18 protein-coding genes and 1 tRNA gene are annotated in these 20,157 nt (G+C 68.3%); 4 read left to right on the top strand and 15 right to left on the bottom strand.

The window, feature by feature from the left end; translation table 11 throughout:
* Window positions 1–45 precede the first annotated feature (45 nt).
* From AAG895_RS05345 to groES, 13 genes are all read right to left on the bottom strand, one after another.
* On the bottom strand, window positions 46–1,134 hold the full coding sequence (locus tag AAG895_RS05345; protein WP_345794500.1) for a nucleotidyltransferase family protein: 1,089 nt from the start codon (window positions 1,132–1,134) through the stop codon (window positions 46–48).
* The gene (locus AAG895_RS05340; RefSeq protein ID WP_345794499.1) at window positions 1,127–1,996 is read right to left on the bottom strand and encodes an HprK-related kinase A; all 870 of its coding nucleotides are present in this window, start codon (window positions 1,994–1,996) and stop codon (window positions 1,127–1,129) included. The genes AAG895_RS05345 and AAG895_RS05340 overlap by 8 nt, the downstream gene beginning before the upstream one ends.
* An 80-nt stretch (window positions 1,997–2,076) precedes the next feature.
* Complete coding sequence (locus AAG895_RS05335) at window positions 2,077–2,307, bottom strand: HPr-rel-A system PqqD family peptide chaperone (RefSeq protein WP_345794498.1); 231 nt, start codon at window positions 2,305–2,307, stop codon at window positions 2,077–2,079.
* Window positions 2,308–2,337: 30 nt separating this feature from the next.
* The gene (locus tag AAG895_RS05330; protein ID WP_345794497.1) at window positions 2,338–2,862 is read right to left on the bottom strand and encodes a hypothetical protein; all 525 of its coding nucleotides are present in this window, start codon (window positions 2,860–2,862) and stop codon (window positions 2,338–2,340) included.
* Window positions 2,863–3,101: 239 nt separating this feature from the next.
* On the bottom strand, window positions 3,102–3,437 hold the full coding sequence (gene grxD, locus AAG895_RS05325) for a Grx4 family monothiol glutaredoxin (RefSeq protein ID WP_345794496.1): 336 nt from the start codon (window positions 3,435–3,437) through the stop codon (window positions 3,102–3,104).
* An 82-nt stretch (window positions 3,438–3,519) separates the two neighbouring features.
* Window positions 3,520–4,377: a peptide chain release factor N(5)-glutamine methyltransferase gene (prmC, locus tag AAG895_RS05320; RefSeq protein WP_345794495.1), complete on the bottom strand. Its 858-nt coding sequence runs from the start codon at window positions 4,375–4,377 to the stop codon at window positions 3,520–3,522.
* Window positions 4,377–5,456 carry a peptide chain release factor 1 gene (prfA, locus tag AAG895_RS05315; protein ID WP_345794494.1) on the bottom strand — a complete coding sequence of 360 codons (1,080 nt, stop codon included), beginning with the start codon at window positions 5,454–5,456 and terminating at the stop codon, window positions 4,377–4,379. The genes prmC and prfA overlap by 1 nt, the downstream gene beginning before the upstream one ends.
* 57 nt (window positions 5,457–5,513) lie before the next feature.
* Window positions 5,514–6,770: a glutamyl-tRNA reductase gene (hemA, locus tag AAG895_RS05310; protein WP_345794493.1), complete on the bottom strand. Its 1,257-nt coding sequence runs from the start codon at window positions 6,768–6,770 to the stop codon at window positions 5,514–5,516.
* Between the two features lie 138 nt (window positions 6,771–6,908).
* Window positions 6,909–6,984, bottom strand: a tRNA-Phe gene (locus AAG895_RS05305).
* Between the two features lie 82 nt (window positions 6,985–7,066).
* Window positions 7,067–8,557 (bottom strand): sensor histidine kinase N-terminal domain-containing protein, encoded by a 1,491-nt coding sequence (locus tag AAG895_RS05300; protein WP_345794492.1) that lies wholly within the window; start codon window positions 8,555–8,557, stop codon window positions 7,067–7,069.
* On the bottom strand, window positions 8,532–9,218 hold the full coding sequence (locus tag AAG895_RS05295; protein WP_345794491.1) for a response regulator transcription factor: 687 nt from the start codon (window positions 9,216–9,218) through the stop codon (window positions 8,532–8,534). Before AAG895_RS05295 ends, AAG895_RS05300 begins: the two co-directional genes overlap by 26 nt.
* A gap of 325 nt (window positions 9,219–9,543) precedes the next feature.
* Window positions 9,544–11,193 (bottom strand): chaperonin GroEL, encoded by a 1,650-nt coding sequence (gene groL, locus AAG895_RS05290; protein ID WP_345794490.1) that lies wholly within the window; start codon window positions 11,191–11,193, stop codon window positions 9,544–9,546.
* A gap of 54 nt (window positions 11,194–11,247) precedes the next feature.
* Window positions 11,248–11,538 (bottom strand): co-chaperone GroES, encoded by a 291-nt coding sequence (gene groES / locus AAG895_RS05285; RefSeq protein ID WP_002926786.1) that lies wholly within the window; start codon window positions 11,536–11,538, stop codon window positions 11,248–11,250.
* A 201-nt stretch (window positions 11,539–11,739) separates the two neighbouring features.
* Here groES and AAG895_RS05280 point away from each other — a divergent pair, with 201 nt between their 5' ends.
* From AAG895_RS05280 to AAG895_RS05270, 3 genes are all read left to right on the top strand, one after another.
* Window positions 11,740–12,909 (top strand): glycoside hydrolase family 2 TIM barrel-domain containing protein, encoded by a 1,170-nt coding sequence (locus tag AAG895_RS05280; RefSeq protein WP_345795232.1) that lies wholly within the window; start codon window positions 11,740–11,742, stop codon window positions 12,907–12,909.
* Window positions 12,910–12,965: 56 nt separating this feature from the next.
* Complete coding sequence (locus AAG895_RS05275) at window positions 12,966–15,371, top strand: ATP-binding protein (protein ID WP_345794489.1); 2,406 nt, start codon at window positions 12,966–12,968, stop codon at window positions 15,369–15,371.
* A 72-nt stretch (window positions 15,372–15,443) separates the two neighbouring features.
* Entirely contained in the window at window positions 15,444–15,767 is a 324-nt protein-coding gene (locus tag AAG895_RS05270) for a glycine zipper domain-containing protein (RefSeq protein WP_345794488.1), read from the top strand.
* Between the two features lie 115 nt (window positions 15,768–15,882).
* On the opposite strand, the gene AAG895_RS05265 is transcribed toward AAG895_RS05270, so the two are convergent.
* Window positions 15,883–17,580: an autotransporter assembly complex family protein gene (locus AAG895_RS05265; protein WP_345795231.1), complete on the bottom strand. Its 1,698-nt coding sequence runs from the start codon at window positions 17,578–17,580 to the stop codon at window positions 15,883–15,885.
* 71 nt (window positions 17,581–17,651) lie between these two features.
* Complete coding sequence (locus AAG895_RS05260; protein ID WP_345794487.1) at window positions 17,652–18,653, bottom strand: class 1 fructose-bisphosphatase; 1,002 nt, start codon at window positions 18,651–18,653, stop codon at window positions 17,652–17,654.
* A gap of 229 nt (window positions 18,654–18,882) precedes the next feature.
* On the opposite strand from AAG895_RS05260, the gene AAG895_RS05255 reads away from it, so the two are divergent.
* A complete protein-coding gene (locus AAG895_RS05255; RefSeq protein ID WP_345794486.1) occupies window positions 18,883–20,142 on the top strand; it encodes a D-amino acid dehydrogenase in 1,260 nt (419 codons plus the stop codon).
* Window positions 20,143–20,157: the final 15 nt, after the last annotated feature.

The following is a 20,157-nucleotide window of genomic DNA, read 5'->3' as shown; positions in this document are numbered from 1 at the left end:
GGCACGCCATCGGAAGAACAGGTCAGCGCGCCCAGCACAAAAGAACTACCGCACACGGCGAAGTCGAAGTCGTCGCCACCCCTTTGCCAACGAATGGCGCAGCAAAAGGCCCATGGGCATGCGCATGCGGTGGTATCGCAGATGGGCCGCCTTCGCTGCAAGCGAACCACGAAGCCCAGCGGGCTCTTCTGGCAAACGGGGCAATAAGGTGCGCGGCAGCATCCACGCCATCAGCGCAACGTGCATATGAGACGGAGGCGAGGGCCACAGCACGGCTGGCACGGGCGTCCCGAGCCAGCGCTGGCAGGCACCCAACGCATGCCAGAACAGGTCCCCGGCTCCGAACATCCCCACGCGCGCCGCAAGCGCATCGTGCTCCCCGCCATCATCGGGCAAGGCACGCAGCATGGCGTCGATATCGAGGAGGTCGCGCAGACGCCCATCGAGCTCAGTGTCCTGAAACAGGTGCACCACCGCATGAATCAACTGATCCACCGGGTCGAGCACGAAGTAACGCGAATCCGGCAGACGCCGTCTACCAGCCCAGAGCACCACTGGATCAGGCTGACAGCGACTGGTCACCGGTGCGATACCGTGGTGCAGATCCAACTCGAGGGCATGGCCTTCGGCCTGCATCGGTGGAATTTCGTGGCTCCATTCTCGGTAATAGCGCTGGTCGTAGGGGTCGGTGACGGTCGAGCACCAGCCAGCTTCAATTAAGGCCGCCTCCGCAACATCCAGATCCGCACGGCGCACCAGCAGGTCGATGTCGGCCACCAGCCTGCCATCGGCAAGCGGCAGGCGCTGCGCATGATAGGCCGCCCCCTTGATCAGCACGACCTCGACATCGGCTGGCAGCTGTGAGTCCAGCGCGCGCAACTCGGTGTCGAGCAGATGCCGGCGCCAAGCAGCAAAGTTCATTGCCGCCTGGAGATGACCGCGCGGCTGTTCTGGCACCCTGGCCCAGAAGTGCGGATTCGCCGATAGGCGGTGACCGAGCGTGGCGTGCACGCGCGCTGCACGGGCAAGCCGGATCACCGGCTCCCAGTCCGGCAGCGCGACTCCCTCAACACGCTGCGGGTCCTGCAGGATTGCCAGCAGGTGCGCCAGCGGCTGCGGGAGACGCTCAGCCATTGGCTCCCCCCTCTGAAGACACGGTGACGAGGCTCCGCAGAGCACGCACGGCCTCATCGAGACGGCTATAGGTAAGTTGATACGCCGGACACGCGGCCGCCAGATCGGCCACCGCGTCGAAACCGATGCGCCCGAGGAGGCCATAGTTGAAGCTGTTGAATGCGAGCCGCGTGAAGGCCTGCTCGGGCGCCTGCGGCTGCAGCTCGAGCGCAGCACCCTCGCGCCAGGCTGGAAAGACGATCACCGCCGGTCGAGCCGGCTGGTGAACCGCGGCTACACTCGTGACGTCCGGCGCAAGGTGTGCAACGTCGCCCTTGCGCGTCGCAGAGAAGGTGGGCCCGATCTCCGCACTCGGGCTGAATCGGCGAATGACCTCGATCGAGGCATTCTTCAGCGCGACCGGTTTGAGCATAGCCAGGAAATCCCCCTGGCGCGGACGAAGCACGCCGAATTCGTCAGAGAGCAACCGAAAGCCCGCGAGCATCAGCGCCGCGGTCAGCGTGCTCTTGCCCGAGCCAGGGATGGCCGGCAGGATCAGCCCACGGTCACCCACCGCGAGCACACCCGCGTGCAGTAACACATATTGGTTGAAACGCTGTGCGAAGCTCCAGTTCAGGCCCCACTCGTAGTGCGGCAAGGCATGGCTGGCCGCAAAGGGGTCGAAGGGCTGGACGCAGTCGATCAGGAAACGGGATTGAGGGCGCACCCAGCGGCGAAACCCGGCGCCAGGCTCGATGTCGACGTGGAAATCGACGAAGGGGAACGCATCCCCCAGCGAGAAATGCCGATACACGGATGCGAACGGCCCACTGAACTGCCCCACTGCACTGCGCACGCGCACCACGCAGGCACCGTAGTCCAAGCAGACGCCCTCGCCACCCAAGCGTCTCTTGACCGACCCGAGATCTCCTAAAGCCCTTGGCCCCGGGCTTTCCGTGAGCGTCATGCGTCGAGCAACCCGATCTCTGAGAGTGCAGCGACCAGCGCCTCGAAATCTTCGCAAGAGAGGCCGGATTCACGTGCGAGCTGCTGTTGCAGCCGCTCCGGCGTCACGGGCCCGGACGCAGCGAGCTCGCAAATTTCTGCGGCAACGGCCGCAAGTTCTGCGGGCAGGAGATGTGTCTGCCAGGTAAGGGAGTTGAAGACGACCGCTCCCTCGCCGAGGAAGCGCACTGCCGAACGTCTTGCCAGCACCGTGCGGGGTCAGGAGAGGATGACAACGGTATTACTGGCCGGGATGTTTGCCGACGGCGTCAGGGAGTTCCAGCACGACGCCCCCGCGATCGGAGCGATGTCGGCCTGCGAGGCGTTGAAAACCAAGCTGGTTTGGTCGGGGTAATTCAGTAACACGTAGTGGTACTGATCCAACCGCTCACTCGGCGCATTCGAGCCGTTCGTGAAAACCTCGCCCAGGACGAGGGATGCAGAGCCATTCGACACGACATACCAGTTACCGAGATGCTTGAATCCGATCGAACTCGAATTCTCACTCTTGATCCGGAACGTCCATGACTGGAACCGACCCCGAACCCAACCGTCACCAGGTTCACTCACGACGGCGTCCACCGAGCTGGTATTGAAGCGGGTGAGGCTCTTTGCGTCGCAGGTCGGGCTGCTCGTGGCGGCAAGCGCCGCTCCGCTCGGCAGCGTAAAGACGACCGGCGCCGCGGCGGCCGCCTTGATCAGGCGCCGACGCTTTTCATGGCTAGTGTTGTCGGGAGCGGACATGGTTTATCTCTCTGGCTTTGGGGCTCGGCGTTCAGGATATACATCCCGAGCGTCCTGAAGCCGGTATTTGATCACGGATACCGATACAGAAGCAAAAAACGCGCCGTTGCGGCGCGTTCTCTTTAAAAACCTGCGTGATCAGCAGCTTGCAACATGGGCACGCCGCGCATAAGCCAAAAACATATCGATCAGTGTAAAGAAAACCGACAGTTCACAGGGTCAGCTGCGCAGAAGAACGCTCAGGCTGCATCCCCGCCCACCACCCCCGCATCCTTCAACACCTGCAGCAACTCCCCGCTCTCGTACATCTCTCGCATGATGTCGCTGCCACCCACGAACTCGCCCTTCACATAGAGCTGCGGAATCGTCGGCCAGTTGGAGAAGTCCTTGATGCCCTGGCGGATGTCGTTGTCGGCGAGCACGTTGACCGCGAGCACCTCGCGCACCCCGCAGCCCTTGAGGATCTGCACGGCGGTGGAAGAAAAGCCGCACTGCGGGAACTGCGGCGTGCCCTTCATGTAGAGCACCACGTCGTTGTTGGTGACCTGATCGCGGATGACGTCCTGGATGTCCATGGTTGATACCTGAAAAAGTCGAGTTAAACAGTCAAGAATTCTAGGGGGCGGCCGGCGATAGCGTCAACAGGTGATGCAAGACTCAGCGGCGGCCGAGCCAGCGCCCGCCGGACACGCGCTCGATGCCGGCCAGATCCTTCCACGACCCGATCGACGCGAAGCCGGCATCGGCGAGCAGGCCGCGCGCGGCCGCCGCCTGGTCGTAGCCATGCTCGAGGAACAGCCAGCCACCATCGACCAGCCGCGCCGGGGCGCCGGCGACGATCTCGGCGAGGTCGTCCAGGCCCTGCGGCCCGGCGGCGAGCGCGCCGCGGGGCTCGAAGCGGACGTCGCCCTGCTCGAGGTGCGGGTCGGCGGCGGCGATGTAGGGCGGATTGGCGACGATGAGGCCGAACTGTTCGTCGCCGAGCGCGGCGAACCAGTCGCTCTGCACGAAGGACACGCTCGCCCCGAGCCTCGCGGCGTTGGCCATCGCCACCCACAGGGCCTCGCGCGAGCGGTCGAGCGCGATCACGTCGGGCGCATCCATCTCCAGCGCCAGCGTCACTGCCAGCGCACCGCTGCCGGTACCCATGTCGAGCACCCGCACGCCGCGCTGGCCGGCGAAATGGGCGAGCGCGAGCTCGACCAGCAGCTCGGTCTCGGGGCGCGGGATCAGCACCGCCGGCGTGACCATGAACTCGCGCCCGTAGAACTCGCGTGTGCCGGTGAGATAGGCCACCGGCTCGCCGGCCACGCGGCGCTCGACGAGGCTGCGGTAGTTCGCCCAGTCCTCGGCGGCCAGCTTCTGCTCGGGCCAGGCCACCAGGCGCGCTGCCGGGCACTGCAGCACGTGGCGCAGGAGCACGCGCGCATCCATCTGGTCGATCCGTGCGCGCGCCCAGGCGAGCGCGCCGGCGATGTCAACCTCGCCCGCGGGCGGAAGCGTTGGCGTATTCATCAGTCGTCCGCCAGTGCAGCGAGCAGGCTGGCCTGGTGTTCCAGGGTCAAGGCATCGACCAGCTCGTCGAGCTCGCCCTGCATCACCGCATCGAGCTTGTAGAGGGTGAGGTTGATACGGTGGTCGGTGACCCTGCCCTGCGGAAAGTTGTAGGTGCGGATGCGCTCCGAGCGGTCGCCGCTGCCGACCAGGCTCTTGCGCTGCGCGGCCTCGGCGCTCTGCTGCGCGCGTACCTTGGCGTCGTAGAGGCGCGCGGCCAGCACCGCCATCGCCTGCGCCTTGTTGCGGTGCTGCGAGCGGTCGTCCTGGCATTCGACGACGATGCCGGTCGGAATATGCGTGATGCGCACCGCCGAATCCGTCTTGTTGATGTGCTGACCGCCCGCGCCCGAGGCGCGGAAGGTGTCGATGCGCAGGTCGGCGGGGTTGATGTCCACCGCTTCGACCTCGTCGGCCTCGGGCAGCACGGCGACCGTGCACGCAGACGTGTGGATGCGGCCCTGGGTCTCGGTGACCGGGATGCGCTGCACGCGGTGGCCGCCCGATTCGAACTTGAGCTTCGAGTAGGCGCCGTTGCCGACCACGCGGGCAATGACCTCCTTGTAGCCGCCGAGGTCGGACTCGCTCGCCGAGACGATCTCCACCTTCCAGCGCTGGCGCTCGGCGTAGCGGGTGTACATGCGCAGCAGGTCGCCGGCGAACAGCGCGGCCTCGTCGCCGCCGGTACCGGCGCGGATCTCGAGGAAGAGGTTGCGCGCGTCGTTGGGGTCGCGCGGCAGCAGCGCGCGCTGCAGTTCGGCCTCCAGTTCGACGATGCGCGCCTCGCCTTCCGCCAACTCCAGCTCGCCGAGCTCGCGCATCTCGGGGTCGGCGAGCAGTTCGCGCGCCGTGGCGCAGTCGGCCTCGGCCTGGCGGTGGTCGCGGTACAGCGCTACCACCGGTTCGATCTCGGCGCGCTCGCGCGACAGGTCGCGGAAGGCGTTCATGTCGCGGGCGCCCTCCTCGGAGGCGAGCGCGCGGTCCAGCTCTTCGAGCCGACTGGCGAGGTGTTCGAGTTTGTCGCGGATGCTCTGCTTCATGGCGATGGACGGGCGCACGCGCGCCGCCGGCAGGCGGCGGCACGCGGAGCCGCGCGGCTAGTGGTGGTCGCGGGACAGGTTGAAGAGCTCGCGCACCACGCGGCCGGCCTCGGCCTTGTGTTCGCCTTCGGCCTGATTCAGGAAGCGGGTGGGGCCGTGCATCAGCTTGTTGGTGAGGCCATGCGACAAGGCCTCGAGCACGCGCTGCGGGTCCTCGCCCTTGGCAAGCAGGCGCACCGCGCGCTCGAGCTCGGCCTGGCGCAGCCCCTCGGCATGCTCGCGCAGGGCGCGGATGGCCGGAACCGCATCGCGCGTCGACATCCAGTGCAGGAAGCCTTCGACGCGGGTGTCGATGATCTGCTCGGCCTCGATCACCGCCTGCTGGCGCGACTCCATGCCCGCCTCGACGACCTGGGCAAGGTCATCGACCGTGTACAAGAAGATGTCGTCGAGTTCGGCGATCTCGGGCTCGATATCGCGCGGCACGGCAAGATCGACCATCACCACCGGGCGGTGGCGGCGCGCCTTGACCGCGCGCTCGACCATGCCGAGGCCGACGATAGGCAGCGGCGCGGCCGTACAGGACACCACCACGTCGAAGCGCGGCAATGCCTCGCCGATCTGGTCGATGCGCATGGTATTGGCGCCGAACCGTGCGGCCAGCGCCTGCGCGCGCTCCTCGGTGCGGTTGGCCACGGTCATCGACCTGGGCTTCGCGCCGCCGAAGTGGGCGGCACAGAGCTCGATCATCTCGCCCGCGCCGATGAAGAGCACGTGCTGATCGGACACGCGCTCGAAGATGCGCTCGGTCAGATGCACGGCAGCCGCAGCCATCGACACCGTGTTGGCGCCGATCGCTGTCGTCGAGCGGACCTCCTTCGCCACCGCGAACGTGTTCTGGAACAGCTTGTGCAGCAGCACGCCCATGGTGCCCGCCTCTTCCGCGTAGCGGACGGCGTCCTTGACCTGGCCCAGGATCTGCGGCTCGCCGATCACCATCGAATCGAGCCCGCTCGCCACCCGGAAGACGTGCCGGATCGCATCGCGCTGCGGGTAGGAATAGAGGTAGGGCGAGACTTCGGTGAGTGCGAGCTGATGAAAGCGCGCCAGCCAGTCGGCGGCATGCTGCGGCTGCTCGGCCGCGAAATAGAGCTCGGTGCGGTTGCAGGTCGACAGGATCGCCGCCTCGCGCACCGAATCCGCACGCGACAGGTCGTGCAGGGCCTGACCCAGCCGCTCGGGCTGAAACGCCACGCGTTCGCGGATCGCGAGCGGCGCGGTGTGATGGTTCAGGCCAAGGGCAAAAAGTTGCATGCGGAGCGGAGTTGGATCGGAGCGGAGCGGATTATAGCACCGCAAAACAGGCCCAAAATTGAGCCGAATCAGCCACTTCTGCCAGATCGACCACCGCAAAGCAAATGGGCCGACACGAGGTCGGCCCATTCTTCGTTCTGGTGGCCAGTCGCGGAATCGAACCACGGACACGCGGATTTTCAATCCGCTGCTCTACCAACTGAGCTAACTGGCCAACGAGGTCCGCATTATAGCGGGCGATTCGTCGATGTCAAATACTTCATGAATCATGGACTGCGCGCACGCCCGAACGGGCCTCAGCGCAGTGCGTCATGGTCACCCTGCACCCGCGGCGGCGGCTGCAGGTGGCTGCGAGGAAACACGACCCGCGCCAGCGTGCCGCGTCCGGCGGGGTTCGCATCCAGCGTCACGGTTGCGCGATGCAGGTCGGCAATCTCGCGCACGATCGGCAACCCCAGGCCGGAGCCGTCGACGCCGCTGCCGAGCACGCGGTAGAAGCGTTCGAACACGCGCTCGCGGTCGGCCTCGGGAATGCCCGGTCCAGTGTCCTCGACCTCGAGGATCGGCGAGCCGGCGAAGCGGATGCGAGCGGTGACGCTGCCGCCGCGCGGGGTGTATTTCACCGCGTTGTCGACCAGGTTCTTGACCATCTCGCGCAGCAGGACGGGGTTGCCCTCGACCAGCAAGGGGTGGTCGCCCGCCTCCACGCCGAGGTCGATCTGCTTGGCCTGAGCGCGCGGAAACAGCTCGAGGGCGACCTCGCGGACGACGTCGTCGAGGCTCACCGTCTCGACCGCGTAGAGCTTCTCGAAGCTGGCCTCCGCACGCGCGAGCGACAGCAACTGGTTGATCAGGTGGGCGGCACGGTCGGTGCTCACGGCAATCCGCGCCAGCGACTCCCGCAACTGATCCGGATCGGTCTCGTGCATGGCGAGGTCGGTCTGCATCTTCAGACCGGTGAGCGGGGTCCGCATCTGGTGGGCGGCGTCGGCGATGAAGCGCTGCTGCGCCTGCAGGTTCTCCTCCAGACGCTCCATCATGTCGTTGTAGGCGACGATCAGCGGGCGCACCTCCTCGGGCACGGAGGAAGGCTCCACCGGCGACAGGTCGGTCGGCCGGCGGCGACGAATCAGACTCTGCAGGCGATTGAGCGGCGCGATGCCGCGACTCAGGCCCACCCACACCAGGACGACGGCGAGCGGAATGATCGCGAACTGGGGCAGCAGCACCCCGGTGACCACGCGCGACGCGAGGTCGGTGCGCTTGTTGCGCGTCTCCGCCACCTGCACGAGCACGATCAGTTCGGGCTGTTCGAGCACGGGCCGCAGGAAGCGGTAGGCGACGCGCACCTCCTCGCCCTGGATCATCTCGTCGCGCAGCAGCACCTCCTCGCCGATCAGCGACCGGGGCAGCGGCGCGGCAGGGATGTCGGCGTCGCCGGTGAGGGTGGTGCCCTTGTCGTCCGCGACCTGGTAGTAGACAACGTCGTCCTGGTCGGCACGGAAGAGCGCGCGCGGCGGCGCGGGAAAATGCACCACCACCTGGCCGTCCTCGACCGAAACCAGGCGCGCCAGCGCACGCACGCTGTCCGCGAGCGCGAGGTCATACGGCTGGTTGGCGATGTTGTCGGCGACGTTGTGAGTGACGATGATCGAGATCGGCCACAGGAACAGCAAGGGCGCGAGCATCCAGTCCAGGATCTCGCCGAACAGCGAGTTCGGCGGCCCGGACTTGCGGGGCGGGTTGCTCCCCTTGTCGCCCTTAGACTTTCGCCGCCGGGGCAGCATCTGGGTTTTCCAGGCAGTACCCCAGGCCGCGCACGGTCACGATGCGCACGCCGCTGTCCTCGAGCTTCTTGCGCAGGCGATGCACGTAGACCTCGATCGCGTTGCTCGACACCTCTTCGCCCCAGCCGCACAGGTGGTCGACCAGCTGGTCCTTGCTGACCAGACGCCCGACCCGCAGCAGGAAGATCTCGAGCAGGCCGATCTCGCGCGCGGACAGCTCCACGAGCTGCCCGCCGATCTTCACGACGCGGTCGGCCTGGTCGTAGCTCAGCTGACCGATCTCGATGCAGCGCGGCTGGCCGGTGCCGCGCCGGGTGAGCGCGCGCACGCGCGCCTCGAGCTCGGGCAGGGCGAAAGGCTTGGTGAGGTAGTCGTCCGCCCCGGCATCGAGGCCGCGCACGCGGTCATCGACACCGTCCTGCGCGGTGAGGATCAGCACCGGCTGCGCCGACTTGCGGGCACGCAGGCGCTTGAGCACGTCGATGCCGTTCATGCGCGGCAGTCCGAGATCGAGGATGAGCAGGTCGTAGACCTGGCTCGCCAACGCGGCATCCGCTTCCATGCCGTCACCCACATGATCGACCGCGCAGCCGCCGCGCCGCAGGGCGCGCGAGATGCCGTCGGCGATCACCGGATCGTCTTCCGCCAACAAGATACGCATAGGTACTGGGCTGTAAGTTCGTTGTAAGCGGAGATTTCGAGAATGGTCCCCGCTGTTCTCCTTTTGCTCGGTCTTCGGGAATGCAAACGCTTGCGCGAACGCATTCCGGGGAGTGCGCGCTCGATCAGGCCTGCGCACTCCCCACCGACTTTTCTCCCTCGAAAACCTGCGGATTATCCCACGCTTCGACGCCCTTCGTGCGCGTGCGATGACGCACGTTCGTACGCGCGCCGTGAACGAAAAACGGCCCCGCACGAAGCGGAGCCGTTTCTGGCATTGCTGGCGGACGAGGCCCCCGAAGGCGCCCCGCGACACCGGGCAGGAATTACATGCCCATGTCCATGCCACCCATGCCACCCATGCCGCCCATGCCCGGCATGCCGGCGGCGGGCTTGTCCTCGGCCAGCTCGCCGACCATGCAGTCGGTGGTGAGCATCAGGCCGGCGACGGAGGCGGCGTTCTGCAGCGCGGTGCGGGTGACCTTGGTCGGGTCCAGCACGCCCATCTCGACCATGTCGCCGTACTCGCCGGACGCGGCGTTGTAGCCGAAGTTGCCCGAACCCTCGACGACCTTGTTGACCACCACCGAGGCTTCGTCACCCGCGTTGGCGACGATCTCGCGCAGCGGCTGCTCCATCGCGCGCAGCACGATCTTGATGCCGGCGTCCTGGTCGTGGTTGTCGCCCTTGAGGCCGGCCAGGTTGGCGCGGGCACGCAGCAGCGCGACGCCGCCGCCCGGGACGATGCCCTCTTCCACTGCAGCGCGAGTGGCGTGCAGGGCGTCCTCGACGCGGGCCTTCTTCTCCTTCATCTCGACTTCGGTGGCGGCACCGACCTTGATCACCGCAACACCGCCCGCCAGCTTGGCGACGCGCTCCTGCAGCTTCTCGCGGTCGTAGTCGGAGGTGGCCTCCTCGATCTGCACGCGGATCTGCTTGACGCGGGCTTCGATGCGCTCGGCCTGGCCGGCGCCGTCGATGATGATGGTGTTTTCCTTACCGATCTCGATGCGCGCAGCCTGGCCGAGGTCGTCCAGGGTGGCCTTCTCGAGGGTCAGGCCGACTTCCTCGGCGATGACCTGGCCGCCGGTCAGGATGGCGATGTCTTCCAGCATGGCCTTGCGACGATCGCCGAAGCCCGGGGCCTTGACGGCGCAGGTCTTGAGGATGCCGCGGATGTTGTTCACCACCAGAGTGGCCAGCGCTTCGCCTTCGACGTCTTCGGCGATGATCAGCAGCGGACGGCCCGACTTGGCGACTTGCTCGAGCACCGGCAGCAGGTCACGGATGTTGGAGATTTTCTTGTCGAACAGCAGCACGAAGGGCTGCTCGAGGATGGCGACCTGCTTGTCCGGGTTGTTGATGAAGTAGGGCGACAGGTAGCCGCGGTCGAACTGCATGCCCTCGACGACGTCGAGTTCGTTCTGCAGCGACTTGCCGTCTTCGACGGTGATCACGCCTTCCTTGCCGACCTTGTCCATCGCACGGGCGATGATCTCGCCGATGTCGCTGTCCGAGTTGGCCGAGATCGAACCGACCTGGGCGATTTCCTTGTTGGTCGAGCAAGGCTTCGACAGCTTCTTCAGCTCTTCGATGGTGGCGATGACGGCCTTGTCGATACCGCGCTTGAGGTCCATCGGGTTCATGCCGGCGGCGACGAACTTCATGCCTTCGCGCACGATCGACTGAGCCAGCACGGTGGCGGTGGTGGTGCCGTCACCGGCGATGTCCGAGGTCTTGGAGGCGACTTCCTTGACCATCTGCGCGCCCATGTTCTCGAACTTGTCCTTCAGCTCGATTTCCTTGGCGACCGAGACGCCGTCCTTGGTCACGGTGGGGGCGCCGAACGAGCGCTCGAGCACCACGTTGCGGCCCTTCGGGCCCAGGGTCACCTTGACCGCGTTGGCGAGGATGTTGACACCGGCGACCATGCGCTCGCGGGCGGAATCACCAAACTTGACTTCTTTAGCTGCCATTCTTCAAAACTCCGGGATATGTTGCGATTAGCGTTGTGCGGGACCGGGGGAGGCTCAGGCCTCGACCACGCCCATGATGTCTTCCTCGCGCATCACGAGGAGCTCTTCGCCTTCGACCTTCACGGTCTGGCCGGCATACTTGCCGAACAGGACCTTGTCGCCCACCTTGACGGCCATCGGACGCACCTTGCCGTCGTCCAGGATCTTGCCGTTGCCGACGGCCAGCACCTCGCCCTGATCGGGCTTCTCGCCGGCGCTGTCCGGGATCACGATGCCGCTGGCGGTCTTGCGCTCGGCTTCCAGACGCTTGACGATCACGCGATCGTGCAGGGGACGAATCTTCATCGATTTCTCTCCTAATGAGTTTCAACTGGTCGGGTTGATTGAATTGCGGGACGAGCCCGCGCAGCAAATTCGCAGTGGGCTTCGGCGGGGGGCTGGCCTCCGCGCGAAGCCTGTTAGCACTCACTGCCAACGAGTGCTAATAATAGGGACGGGGTCCGGGGATTTCAAGTGCGCACACTCATACTTTTTTTCTGCTTCTGCCTGCTCTGCCCCGGCCTCCCGGTCCGCGCCGCAACCGCCCCCGAACAATGGCGGGGCGCCGCTTTCGAGGGCGACCGCGCCGCGCTCGAACGCCTGGCAGCCGCCGGCGCCAAGGTCGTGCGCGTGTATCGCGAAGCCGACGCCTGGGTGCTCGACGAGGCCGGGCGCCTCGGCATGAAGGTGGTAATGGGGCTGTGGGTCGAGCACCCGCGCCATGGCTTCGACTACGCCGACGAACAGGCGGTGCGTGCCCAGGAGCAGACGCTGCTCGCCGCCGTTGCGCGCCACCGCGATCACCCCGCCCTGCTCGCCTGGGGCGTGGGCAACGAGGTCGAGACCGGTGTCGCCGACCCGCTGCCGCTGTGGCGCGAGATCGACCGCCTCGCCGGCCTGGTGAAGCGCCTCGACCCCGCGCGCCCGACCCTGATGGTGGTCGCCGACACGGGCATGGACGCCTTCCGCGCGCTCGCCGGCTGCTGCCCCAACGTCGACCTGCTCGGCATCAACGTCTATGCCGGCGCGGTCTTCGACCTGCCGCAGCGGCTGCGCGAGGCGCGCATCACCAAGCCGGTGGTGATCGCCGAGCTCGGTCCGCTCGGCCAGTGGCAGGCCGGCCGCAAACCCTGGGGCGCGCCGGTGGAGCTCACCAGCACCGAGAAGGCGCGCTTCTTCACCTCGGCGCTCGCCTTCCTCGAGGACCAGCCGCAGATCCGCGGCGCCTTCCCCTTCCTGTGGGGCGCCAAGCAGGAGCAGACCGCGACCTGGCATGGCCTGCTCCTCGCCGACGGCAGCCAGACTGCGATGACCGACGCCCTCGCCGCCGCGTGGGGGCGCCCGGTGGCGAAGCCCGCGCCGGTGATCCGCGGCATCGGCATCGGCGCGGACGAATTCGCCCCCGGCGCGGAGGTCTCCGCCGGTGTGGACGCCGTCGCGCACGACGGCAGCGCCCTCGCCACCGAGTGGACGGTCCGTGCCGAAGCCACCGACCTGCGCAAGGGCGGCGACGCCGAGACGCCCCCGCCGCGCATCGACGTCCGCGTGCTGCAAGCCGATGCGGCGACGGTGCGCTTCCTGGCGCCCCCGGCGGCGGGCGCCTACCGCCTGTTCATCACCGTGCGCGATCGAAACGGCAAGGCGGCGACCGCCAACCTGCCCTTCCTGGTCCGTTGAGCCGCTGCCGGGGTTTATGATGGCGCGGAACAACCCGAACCGCGCGAGGCCCCACCATGCCCCAGCATGCCCCGCTTGCCGCCGAGCAGCTGTTCTGTGCCTGCGACCCCGGAGCGCTCGGCTTCGAGACCTCCGACACCCTGCCCGAGTTGGACGCCGCCGACCTCCACGGCCGCGCGGTCGAAGCGATCCGGCTCGGGCTCGACATCGGTGCCGAAGGCTACAACCTCTTCGTGCTCGGCGACACCGGCAGCGGCCGCCATGCCATCGTCACACGCCTGCTCGAAGCCGAGCGCCACGACGGCCCGCCGCCCGCCGACTGGTGCTACGTGTGGAACTTCGACGAGGCCTCGCATCCACGCCTGTTGCGTCTGCCCTGCGGCCGCGGTCCGGCCTTCCGCGACGACATGCAACGCTTCGTCGAGGAGCTGATCCCGGCGATCGCCGCCGTGTTCGAGAGCGACGAATACCGCAATCGCATCGAGGCCCTGCAGGAAGAAGCCAAGCAGCGCGAGGAGACCGCGCTGCGCCAGCTCGGCGACGAGGCCCAGACGCTGGGCGTCGCCCTGCTGCGCACTCCGCACGGCTTCGCCTTCCTGCCGATGAAGGACGCCGACAGCACGCTGTCGCAGGAGGAGTTCGCGAAACTGCCGGAAGATCGCCAGCATGAGCTCGGCGAGCACATCACGACCCTGCGCGAGCGCATGCACCTGCTGATGAACGAGTTTCCGCGCTGGCGGCGCGAGCTGCAGAACCGCATCCGCGACGCCGGCCGCGACGCGCTGGGCGCCACCGTCACCCACATGATCGACGAGCTCCGGCCGCGGTACGCCGATCTGCCCGACGTGGGCGCGCACCTCGACAACGTGCTCAAGGACATCATCGCCGGCGGCGAATCGCTGCACGCGGCCCCGCGCAGCGAGGACGACGGCGACACCCTGACCTACTCCGGCAGCATCACGGTGCAGCGCTACCTGGTGAACCTGCTGGTGCCCAACCCCGCCGACGGCACCCGCCCGGTGGTCGTGGAGGACCATCCCACGCTGCAGAACCTGGTCGGTCGCATCGACCATCTGGTGCACATGGGCACCCTGGTCAGCAACTTCACCCTGATCCGCGCCGGCGCCCTGCATCGGGCCAACGGCGGCTTTCTCGTGCTCGACGCGATCAAGCTGCTCGCCCAGCCCTTCGCCTGGGAAGGCCTCAAGCGTGCGCTCAGGTCGGGGCGGCTGCGCATCGAGTCGCTGTCCGAACTCATCGGCGTGACCGGCTCGGTGCAGCTCGAGCCCGAGCCGATGACGCTCGAGCTCAAGGTGATCCTGATCGGCGAGCGCCTGGTCTACTACCTGCTGTGCCAGTACGACGCCGAGTTCGGCGCGCTCTTTCGCATCAACGCCGACATGGAGAGCGAGATCGTGCGCAGCGCGGACAACACCGCCGCCTACGCCCGCCTGGTCGCCACCCTCGCCCGTCGTGCCCGCCTGCCACCGCTCTCGGCGCCGGCCATGGCGCGCCTGATCGAGCACGCCGCCCGGCTTGCCGGCGACGCCGAGCGCCTGAGCGCGCGCACCCAGCCGATCGACGACCGCCTGCGCGAGGCCGCGCACTTCGCCACCGCTGCGGGCGCGCCCCGCATCGAACGCGAACACGTGGCCGCCGCGCTCGACGCCCACCGCCGCCGCCACGAACGCCTCCGCCTGCACTACCAGCAGGCGATCCTGCGCGGCCAGTGGCTGGTCGACACCGCCGGCCGCCACGTCGGCCAGGTCAATGGCCTGGCGGTGGTGCCGCTCGGCGACGACAGCTTCGCCCACCCGGTGCGCATCACCGCCACGGTGCGCGTCGGCGAAGGCGAGGTGATCGACATCGAGCGCGAGGTCAAGCTCGGCGGACCGATCCACTCCAAGGGCGTGCTGATCCTGTCCGCCTTCATGGCTGCGCGCTTCGGCTGGACGATGCCGCTGTCGCTCAAGGCCAGCCTGGTGTTCGAGCAGTCCTATGGCGGCGTCGAGGGCGACAGCGCCTCGCTCGCAGAGCTCGCGGCGCTGCTGTCGGCGCTGTCCGGCGTGCCGATCCGCCAGGCGCTGGCCGTCACCGGCTCTGTGAACCAGTTTGGCGTCGTGCAGCCGGTGGGCGGCATCAACGACAAGATCGAGGGCTTCTTCGACATCTGCGCCGCGCGCGGTCTCAGCGGCGAGCAAGGCGTGCTCATCCCGCGTCCCAACGTCTGCCACCTGATGCTGCGCCAGGACGTGGTGGACGCGGTGCGCGCCGGGCGCTTCAGGGTGTGGGCGGTGGCCGGCGTCGACGAAGCGCTCGAACTGCTCACCGGCCTGCCCGCCGGCACGCCGGACGGCGACGGGACGCTGCCGGCGGAGTCGGTCAACGGGCGCGTCATCGCGGGCCTGAGGAAGCTCGCCGAGTTGCGGCGCAGCTTCGGCCGCAAGGGCAACATTCACTGACAAGTCGCGTTCGACATCGCCCGCGGGGCACGCTTAAGATCGCGGCCATCCAACAATGACGGAATACCGCACATGAAGACCCGACTCCTTGCCTCTGCCCTCGTCGTCCTGTCCCTCGCCACCACCGCGCACGCCGGCGGCTCCACCGCCATCGGGGGCGCAGTCGGCGGCGCGGCGGGCGCGGTCATCGGGGAGGCCGTTGGCGGTCGCGAAGGCGCCATCATCGGCGGTGCCATCGGTGGCGGCGTGGGCGCTGCAGCCGGCTACGACAACGAGCGCGATGATCGCCGCTACCGCGAGCGCGAGCGCTACGAGGAACGGCGCTACTACTACGAGGGTGACCGCCGCCGCGGCGACTTCTGCCCGCCCGGCCAGGCCAAGAAGGGTCGCTGCTGAAACTGCACGCGCCGTGGACGTGCGGCGCCCGAACGGTGCCCCGCGCGCCCCGCGCCGCAGGTTATCGCGAGCCCCCGCCTTTGCCGGCCCGGCGGGCCGGCACTGAGCGCCCGAATCAGAATGCGATCGCCACCCCGAAGTGCAGGCGCAGGCTGCGTTCCTGGTGCCCCCAGGCGAGGTCGATCGCCAGCGGCCCCGCCGGGCTGCGCCAGCGCGCTCCCACGCCGTAGCCCACGCGCAGATCGAAATCATCCCGGGTATCGGCCGCATCGCCCGCATCCACGAAGAAGGCCGCGCCCCATTGCGGCTGGAACCAGCGCACGTATTCTGCGCTCGCCGTCGCCAGGTAGCGGCCGCCAACGGTGGCGCTGCCCTCCCTCACGCCAAGGCTCTGGTAGTCATAGCCACGCACCGACTGCGCGCCGCCGGTGCGGAACAGGAAATCCTGCGGGATGCCTTCCCGACTCTCGGCGAGCGTGACGCCCGCCTCGCCACGCAGGATGAACACATCCGTGCCGCGCACCGGCTGGTAGCGCACGAAACGCGAATACAGGCGGAGGAAATCCTGCTCGGCGAGGGCGATCTTCGGCCCCCCTCCGACCTGGAACTCGAGCAGATAGCCGTCGGTGGGATCGAGCAGGTCGTTCACCGCGCGCTTGATCCATGTCCAGTTCGCAGTCAGCGTGTTGCTGCTGCGCGTCTCCCCGCCGGCGGGCTCGATCCTCTCGTGCTGCAGGCGCAGCGCGAGCTGGGTCTCGATGTCGTTGCGCAGCGTGGTGCGGGTCGCCCCGACAGCCTGCGCGTCGATCTTCAGGCCCTCCAGGTCGCTGCGCTCGACGAGCGCGCCGAAGCTGTCGCGGTGACGCCCGCGCGGGGGCAGGAAGACATCGGCGTAAAGCGCCTGGCGGCGCTGTTCGAGGCGCAGGCCGGAGGAGAACTCCCAGCCACGCTTGCGCAGATTGGAGTCGCGATAGCTGAACTCGACGCGCGCGCCGGTGTTGGTCGAGTAACCGGCACCGACACCGGCATAGCGCGGCAGCGCCTCGGTCACCTGCACCCGCACCGGCACCGCAGCGGCAAGCGCCGGATCGCGATCGATGTCGACGATCACCGAGCCGAAATGCGGCGTGTTCTGCAGGTCGGTCTGAAAGGCGAGCAGTTGCTCGCGGTCGTACGGTGCGCCCGGTCTGAGCTGACTGTAGCGCGCCACCAGATCGGCCGGCAGATGCTCGAGCCCTTCCACCTCGAGCTCGCCCAGATAGAAGACCGGCCCGCTGTCGATGCGCACCTTCAGGCGCGCGCGCGCGGTCTCGGGGTCGATCTCCGCGCGGCTTTCGGCGATGCGGGCAGCGGCATAGCGCCGTGCGCTCACCGCATCGAGCAACGCGGCCTTGGCGCTGTCCCAGGCCGCCTGGCGGAAGGGCTGGCCGACCGGCAGGCCCCAGCTCGCGCGGAGCAGCTCCAGATAGGCCTCGCCGCCCTCGCCGGAGACGGCCAGCTCGCCGGTGAAGGCGATGTCGACCGCCTCGACCTCGGTGCGCGCGCCCGGCTCGACCTGCAGCACCCAGTTCGCCGGGTCGTCGCGATCGAAGCGGATGCGCGGCGAGAAGTAGCCCTCGGTCGCGAGCAGGTCGGCCACCTCGCGCCGCGCGCGCCGGGTCATCGCCACACGGTCGGCTTGCTCGGCAGGCAGGGCCTCGCCATCGCGCCTGAGCAGGCGCACGTGCTGCTCGAGCACCGCCCGTACCTCGTCGGGCGCCTCGAGCCGGATCTCGAAGCGGTCCTGCGCCGCCACCGGGGCGGCCGCCAGCACCAGCGCCAGTACCGCGGCATCGCGCCAGCGAGCGCTGCGCCGCGCGCGGCTGCGTGCACCGGGCACCGGCCTCAGGCTCCCTGGTGGTATCCGACCACGCGCTCCACTTCGTTCTTCGAACCGAGGATCACCGGCACGCGCTGGTGCAACTCCGCGGGTTGCACATCGAGGATGCGCTCGCGCCCGGTGGAGGCCGCGCCGCCCGCCTGCTCGACCAGCATCGCCATCGGATTGGCCTCGTACATCAGCCGCAGCTTGCCGCCCTTGGCACGGCACTTCTCGTCCAGCGGGTACATGAAGATGCCGCCGCGCGTCATGATCCGATGCACGTCGGCCACCATCGAGGCCACCCAGCGCATGTTGTAGTCCTTGCCCAGCGGGCCGCCCTTGCCCTGCGTCATCTCGTCGACGTAGCGCTTGACCGGCGGCTCCCAGAAGCGCGCGTTGGAGGCGTTGATGGCGAACTCGTGGGTGTCGGCCGGGATGGTCATGAAGGGCTGCGTGTAGATGAAGCTGCCCATCTCGCGGTCGAGCGTGAAGGCATGGACGCCGTTGCCGACGGTGAGCACGAACTGGGTCGAGGGCCCATAGACGGCGTAGCCGGCCGCGACCTGCTCGCGCCCGGGCTGCAGGAAATCCTCCTCGGTCGGCTCGTCGCAGTCGGGCGGGTTGCGCAGCACCGAGAAGATCGTGCCCACCGAGATGTTCACATCGATGTTCGACGAGCCATCGAGCGGATCGAAGAGCAGCAGGAAACCGCCCTTCGGATAGTCGAAGGGGATCTGGTGCACGGTCTCGACCTCTTCGGAGGCCATCGCGGCGAGGTGGCCGCCCCACTCGTTGGCCTGGAGCAGGATCTCGTTGGCGATGACGTCGAGCTTTTTCTGCGCTTCGCCCTGGACGTTGTCGGTGCCGGCCTCACCGAGCACGCCGGCAAGCGCGCCCTTGGACACGTTCACGCTGATCGCCTTCACCGCGCGGGCGACGACTTCGATCAGCAGGCGCAGCTCGGGGTTGATGCGGCCGGCGCGTTGCTGCTCGATCAGGAACTGGGTGAGGGTGACTCGACGCATTGCGGAACTCCAGGAAAGCGTTTCGGACGGACAGGGGCGAATTATCGCGGTTCCCCGCGCCGAGCGCACGGACAAAAGTGCATTGTCCCGCGCGATTCCGGGCAATCGCCTGCCGTGCCGGAGCGCTCGACGCGCGGTTCAAGGACGCGGCGCGAGGAGGTATCATCGACGCCCCTCCCGCAGGCTCCGCCTCGTGCCTCCGCTCAACCTTTTCCCGCAACACCCGCACATGCACGTCCTGGTTCTCGGTGCCGGATTGTCCGGCGTGACGACGGCGTGGTACCTCCAGCAGGCCGGCTTTCGCGTCAGCGTGGTGGACCGCCAGCCCGAGGCTGCGCGCGAGACGAGCTTCGCCAACGGCGGGCAGATCTCGGTCAGCCATCCCGAGCCGTGGGCGAACCCCGGCGCGCCGGTGCAGATCCTGCGCTGGCTCGGCCGCGACGATGCACCGCTGAAGTTCCGCCCCACCCGCGACCCGGCGCAGTGGCTGTGGGGCGCGCGCTTCCTGCTCGAATGCCTGCCCTGGCGCGCGCATCGCAACACGCGCGCGATCGCGGCGCTGGCGACCTGGAGCGCGCAGCGGCTGCGCGCGCTGCGCGCCGAGCTCGGCCTGGAGTACGAGCAGCTCGAGCGCGGCATCCTTCACCTCTTCTACAGCGCGGGTGAATTCGCCGAAGCGCCGGCGCGCGCGCGCTCGCTCGCCGGCTTCGGCATCGAGGCGCAGGTGTGCAGCCGCGACCAGTGCCTCGCCATCGAACCGGCGCTCGCTGCGCAATCCGGCGTGCTCGTGGGCGGGCTCTACGCCCCCGGGGACGAATCCGGCGACGCCTGCCGTTTCACCCGGGCGCTTGCCGCCCGGGTGGCGGCAGCGGGCGCGCAGATGCACTGGAACTGCTCGATCGAACGCATCTGCACCGGCCACGACGGGAGCGTCACAGGGGTGGAGGTGCGCACGGCGGAGGGAGGGCTGCAGACGCTGCGCGCCGACGCCTGCGTGCTCTGCCTTGGCAGCTACGGGCCGCGCCTGGTGGCCACGCTCGGCGAGCGCCTGCCGATCTACCCGGTGAAGGGCTATTCGATCACCGCCCCGGTGCTGGATCCGGCACGCGCCCCGAGCGTCAGCCTCACCGACGAATCGCGCCGCATCGTGTGCTCGCGACTGGGCGACCGGCTGCGCATCGCCGGCACGGCCGAGCTCAACGGCTTCGACACGCAGGTGCGGCCGGAACGCATCGCCGGCATCCTGGAATGGGCGCAGCGCCGCTTCCCGGGCGCCATCGACATCGCGCGCGCCGAGCACTGGGCGGGCCTGCGGCCGGCCACGCCCGGCAACGTGCCGCTCATCGGGCGCGGTCGCACACCCGGGCTCTGGCTCAACACCGGCCATGGCACGCTCGGATGGACGCTCGCCTGCGGCTCGGCAGCGGCGCTCGCCGAACTCATGAGCGGGCGCCGGCCTGCGGTGGCGTTTCCCTTCCTGCGCGGCTGAACGCCGCTCGCCGCG

Origin of the sequence: Thauera sp. JM12B12 (assembly GCF_039614725.1) — a bacterium.
In the GTDB taxonomy this organism is placed as follows: domain Bacteria; phylum Pseudomonadota; class Gammaproteobacteria; order Burkholderiales; family Rhodocyclaceae; genus Thauera.
The sequence above is the reverse complement of the archived record's forward strand: the minus strand, read 5'-3'. Positions and strand labels throughout refer to the sequence as shown.

Bases quoted from the DNA above. Each gene is read 5' to 3' on its own strand.
- AAG895_RS05330 (WP_345794497.1), bottom strand. From the start codon at position 2,862: ATGTCCGCTCCCGACAACACTAGCCATGAAAAGCGTCGGCGCCTGATC.
- AAG895_RS05345 (WP_345794500.1), bottom strand. From the start codon at position 1,134: ATGGCTGAGCGTCTCCCGCAGCCGCTGGCGCACCTGCTGGCAATCCTG.
- prfA (WP_345794494.1), bottom strand. From the start codon at position 5,456: ATGAAGCAGAGCATCCGCGACAAACTCGAACACCTCGCCAGTCGGCTC.
- grxD (WP_345794496.1), bottom strand. From the start codon at position 3,437: ATGGACATCCAGGACGTCATCCGCGATCAGGTCACCAACAACGACGTG.
- AAG895_RS05295 (WP_345794491.1), bottom strand. From the start codon at position 9,218: ATGCGTATCTTGTTGGCGGAAGACGATCCGGTGATCGCCGACGGCATC.
- AAG895_RS05300 (WP_345794492.1), bottom strand. From the start codon at position 8,557: ATGCTGCCCCGGCGGCGAAAGTCTAAGGGCGACAAGGGGAGCAACCCG.
- prmC (WP_345794495.1), bottom strand. From the start codon at position 4,377: ATGAATACGCCAACGCTTCCGCCCGCGGGCGAGGTTGACATCGCCGGC.
- hemA (WP_345794493.1), bottom strand. From the start codon at position 6,770: ATGCAACTTTTTGCCCTTGGCCTGAACCATCACACCGCGCCGCTCGCG.
- AAG895_RS05260 (WP_345794487.1), bottom strand. From the start codon at position 18,653: ATGCGTCGAGTCACCCTCACCCAGTTCCTGATCGAGCAGCAACGCGCC.
- groL (WP_345794490.1), bottom strand. From the start codon at position 11,193: ATGGCAGCTAAAGAAGTCAAGTTTGGTGATTCCGCCCGCGAGCGCATG.
- groES (WP_002926786.1), bottom strand. From the start codon at position 11,538: ATGAAGATTCGTCCCCTGCACGATCGCGTGATCGTCAAGCGTCTGGAA.
- AAG895_RS05270 (WP_345794488.1), top strand. From the start codon at position 15,444: ATGAAGACCCGACTCCTTGCCTCTGCCCTCGTCGTCCTGTCCCTCGCC.
- AAG895_RS05275 (WP_345794489.1), top strand. From the start codon at position 12,966: ATGCCCCAGCATGCCCCGCTTGCCGCCGAGCAGCTGTTCTGTGCCTGC.
- AAG895_RS05255 (WP_345794486.1), top strand. From the start codon at position 18,883: ATGCACGTCCTGGTTCTCGGTGCCGGATTGTCCGGCGTGACGACGGCG.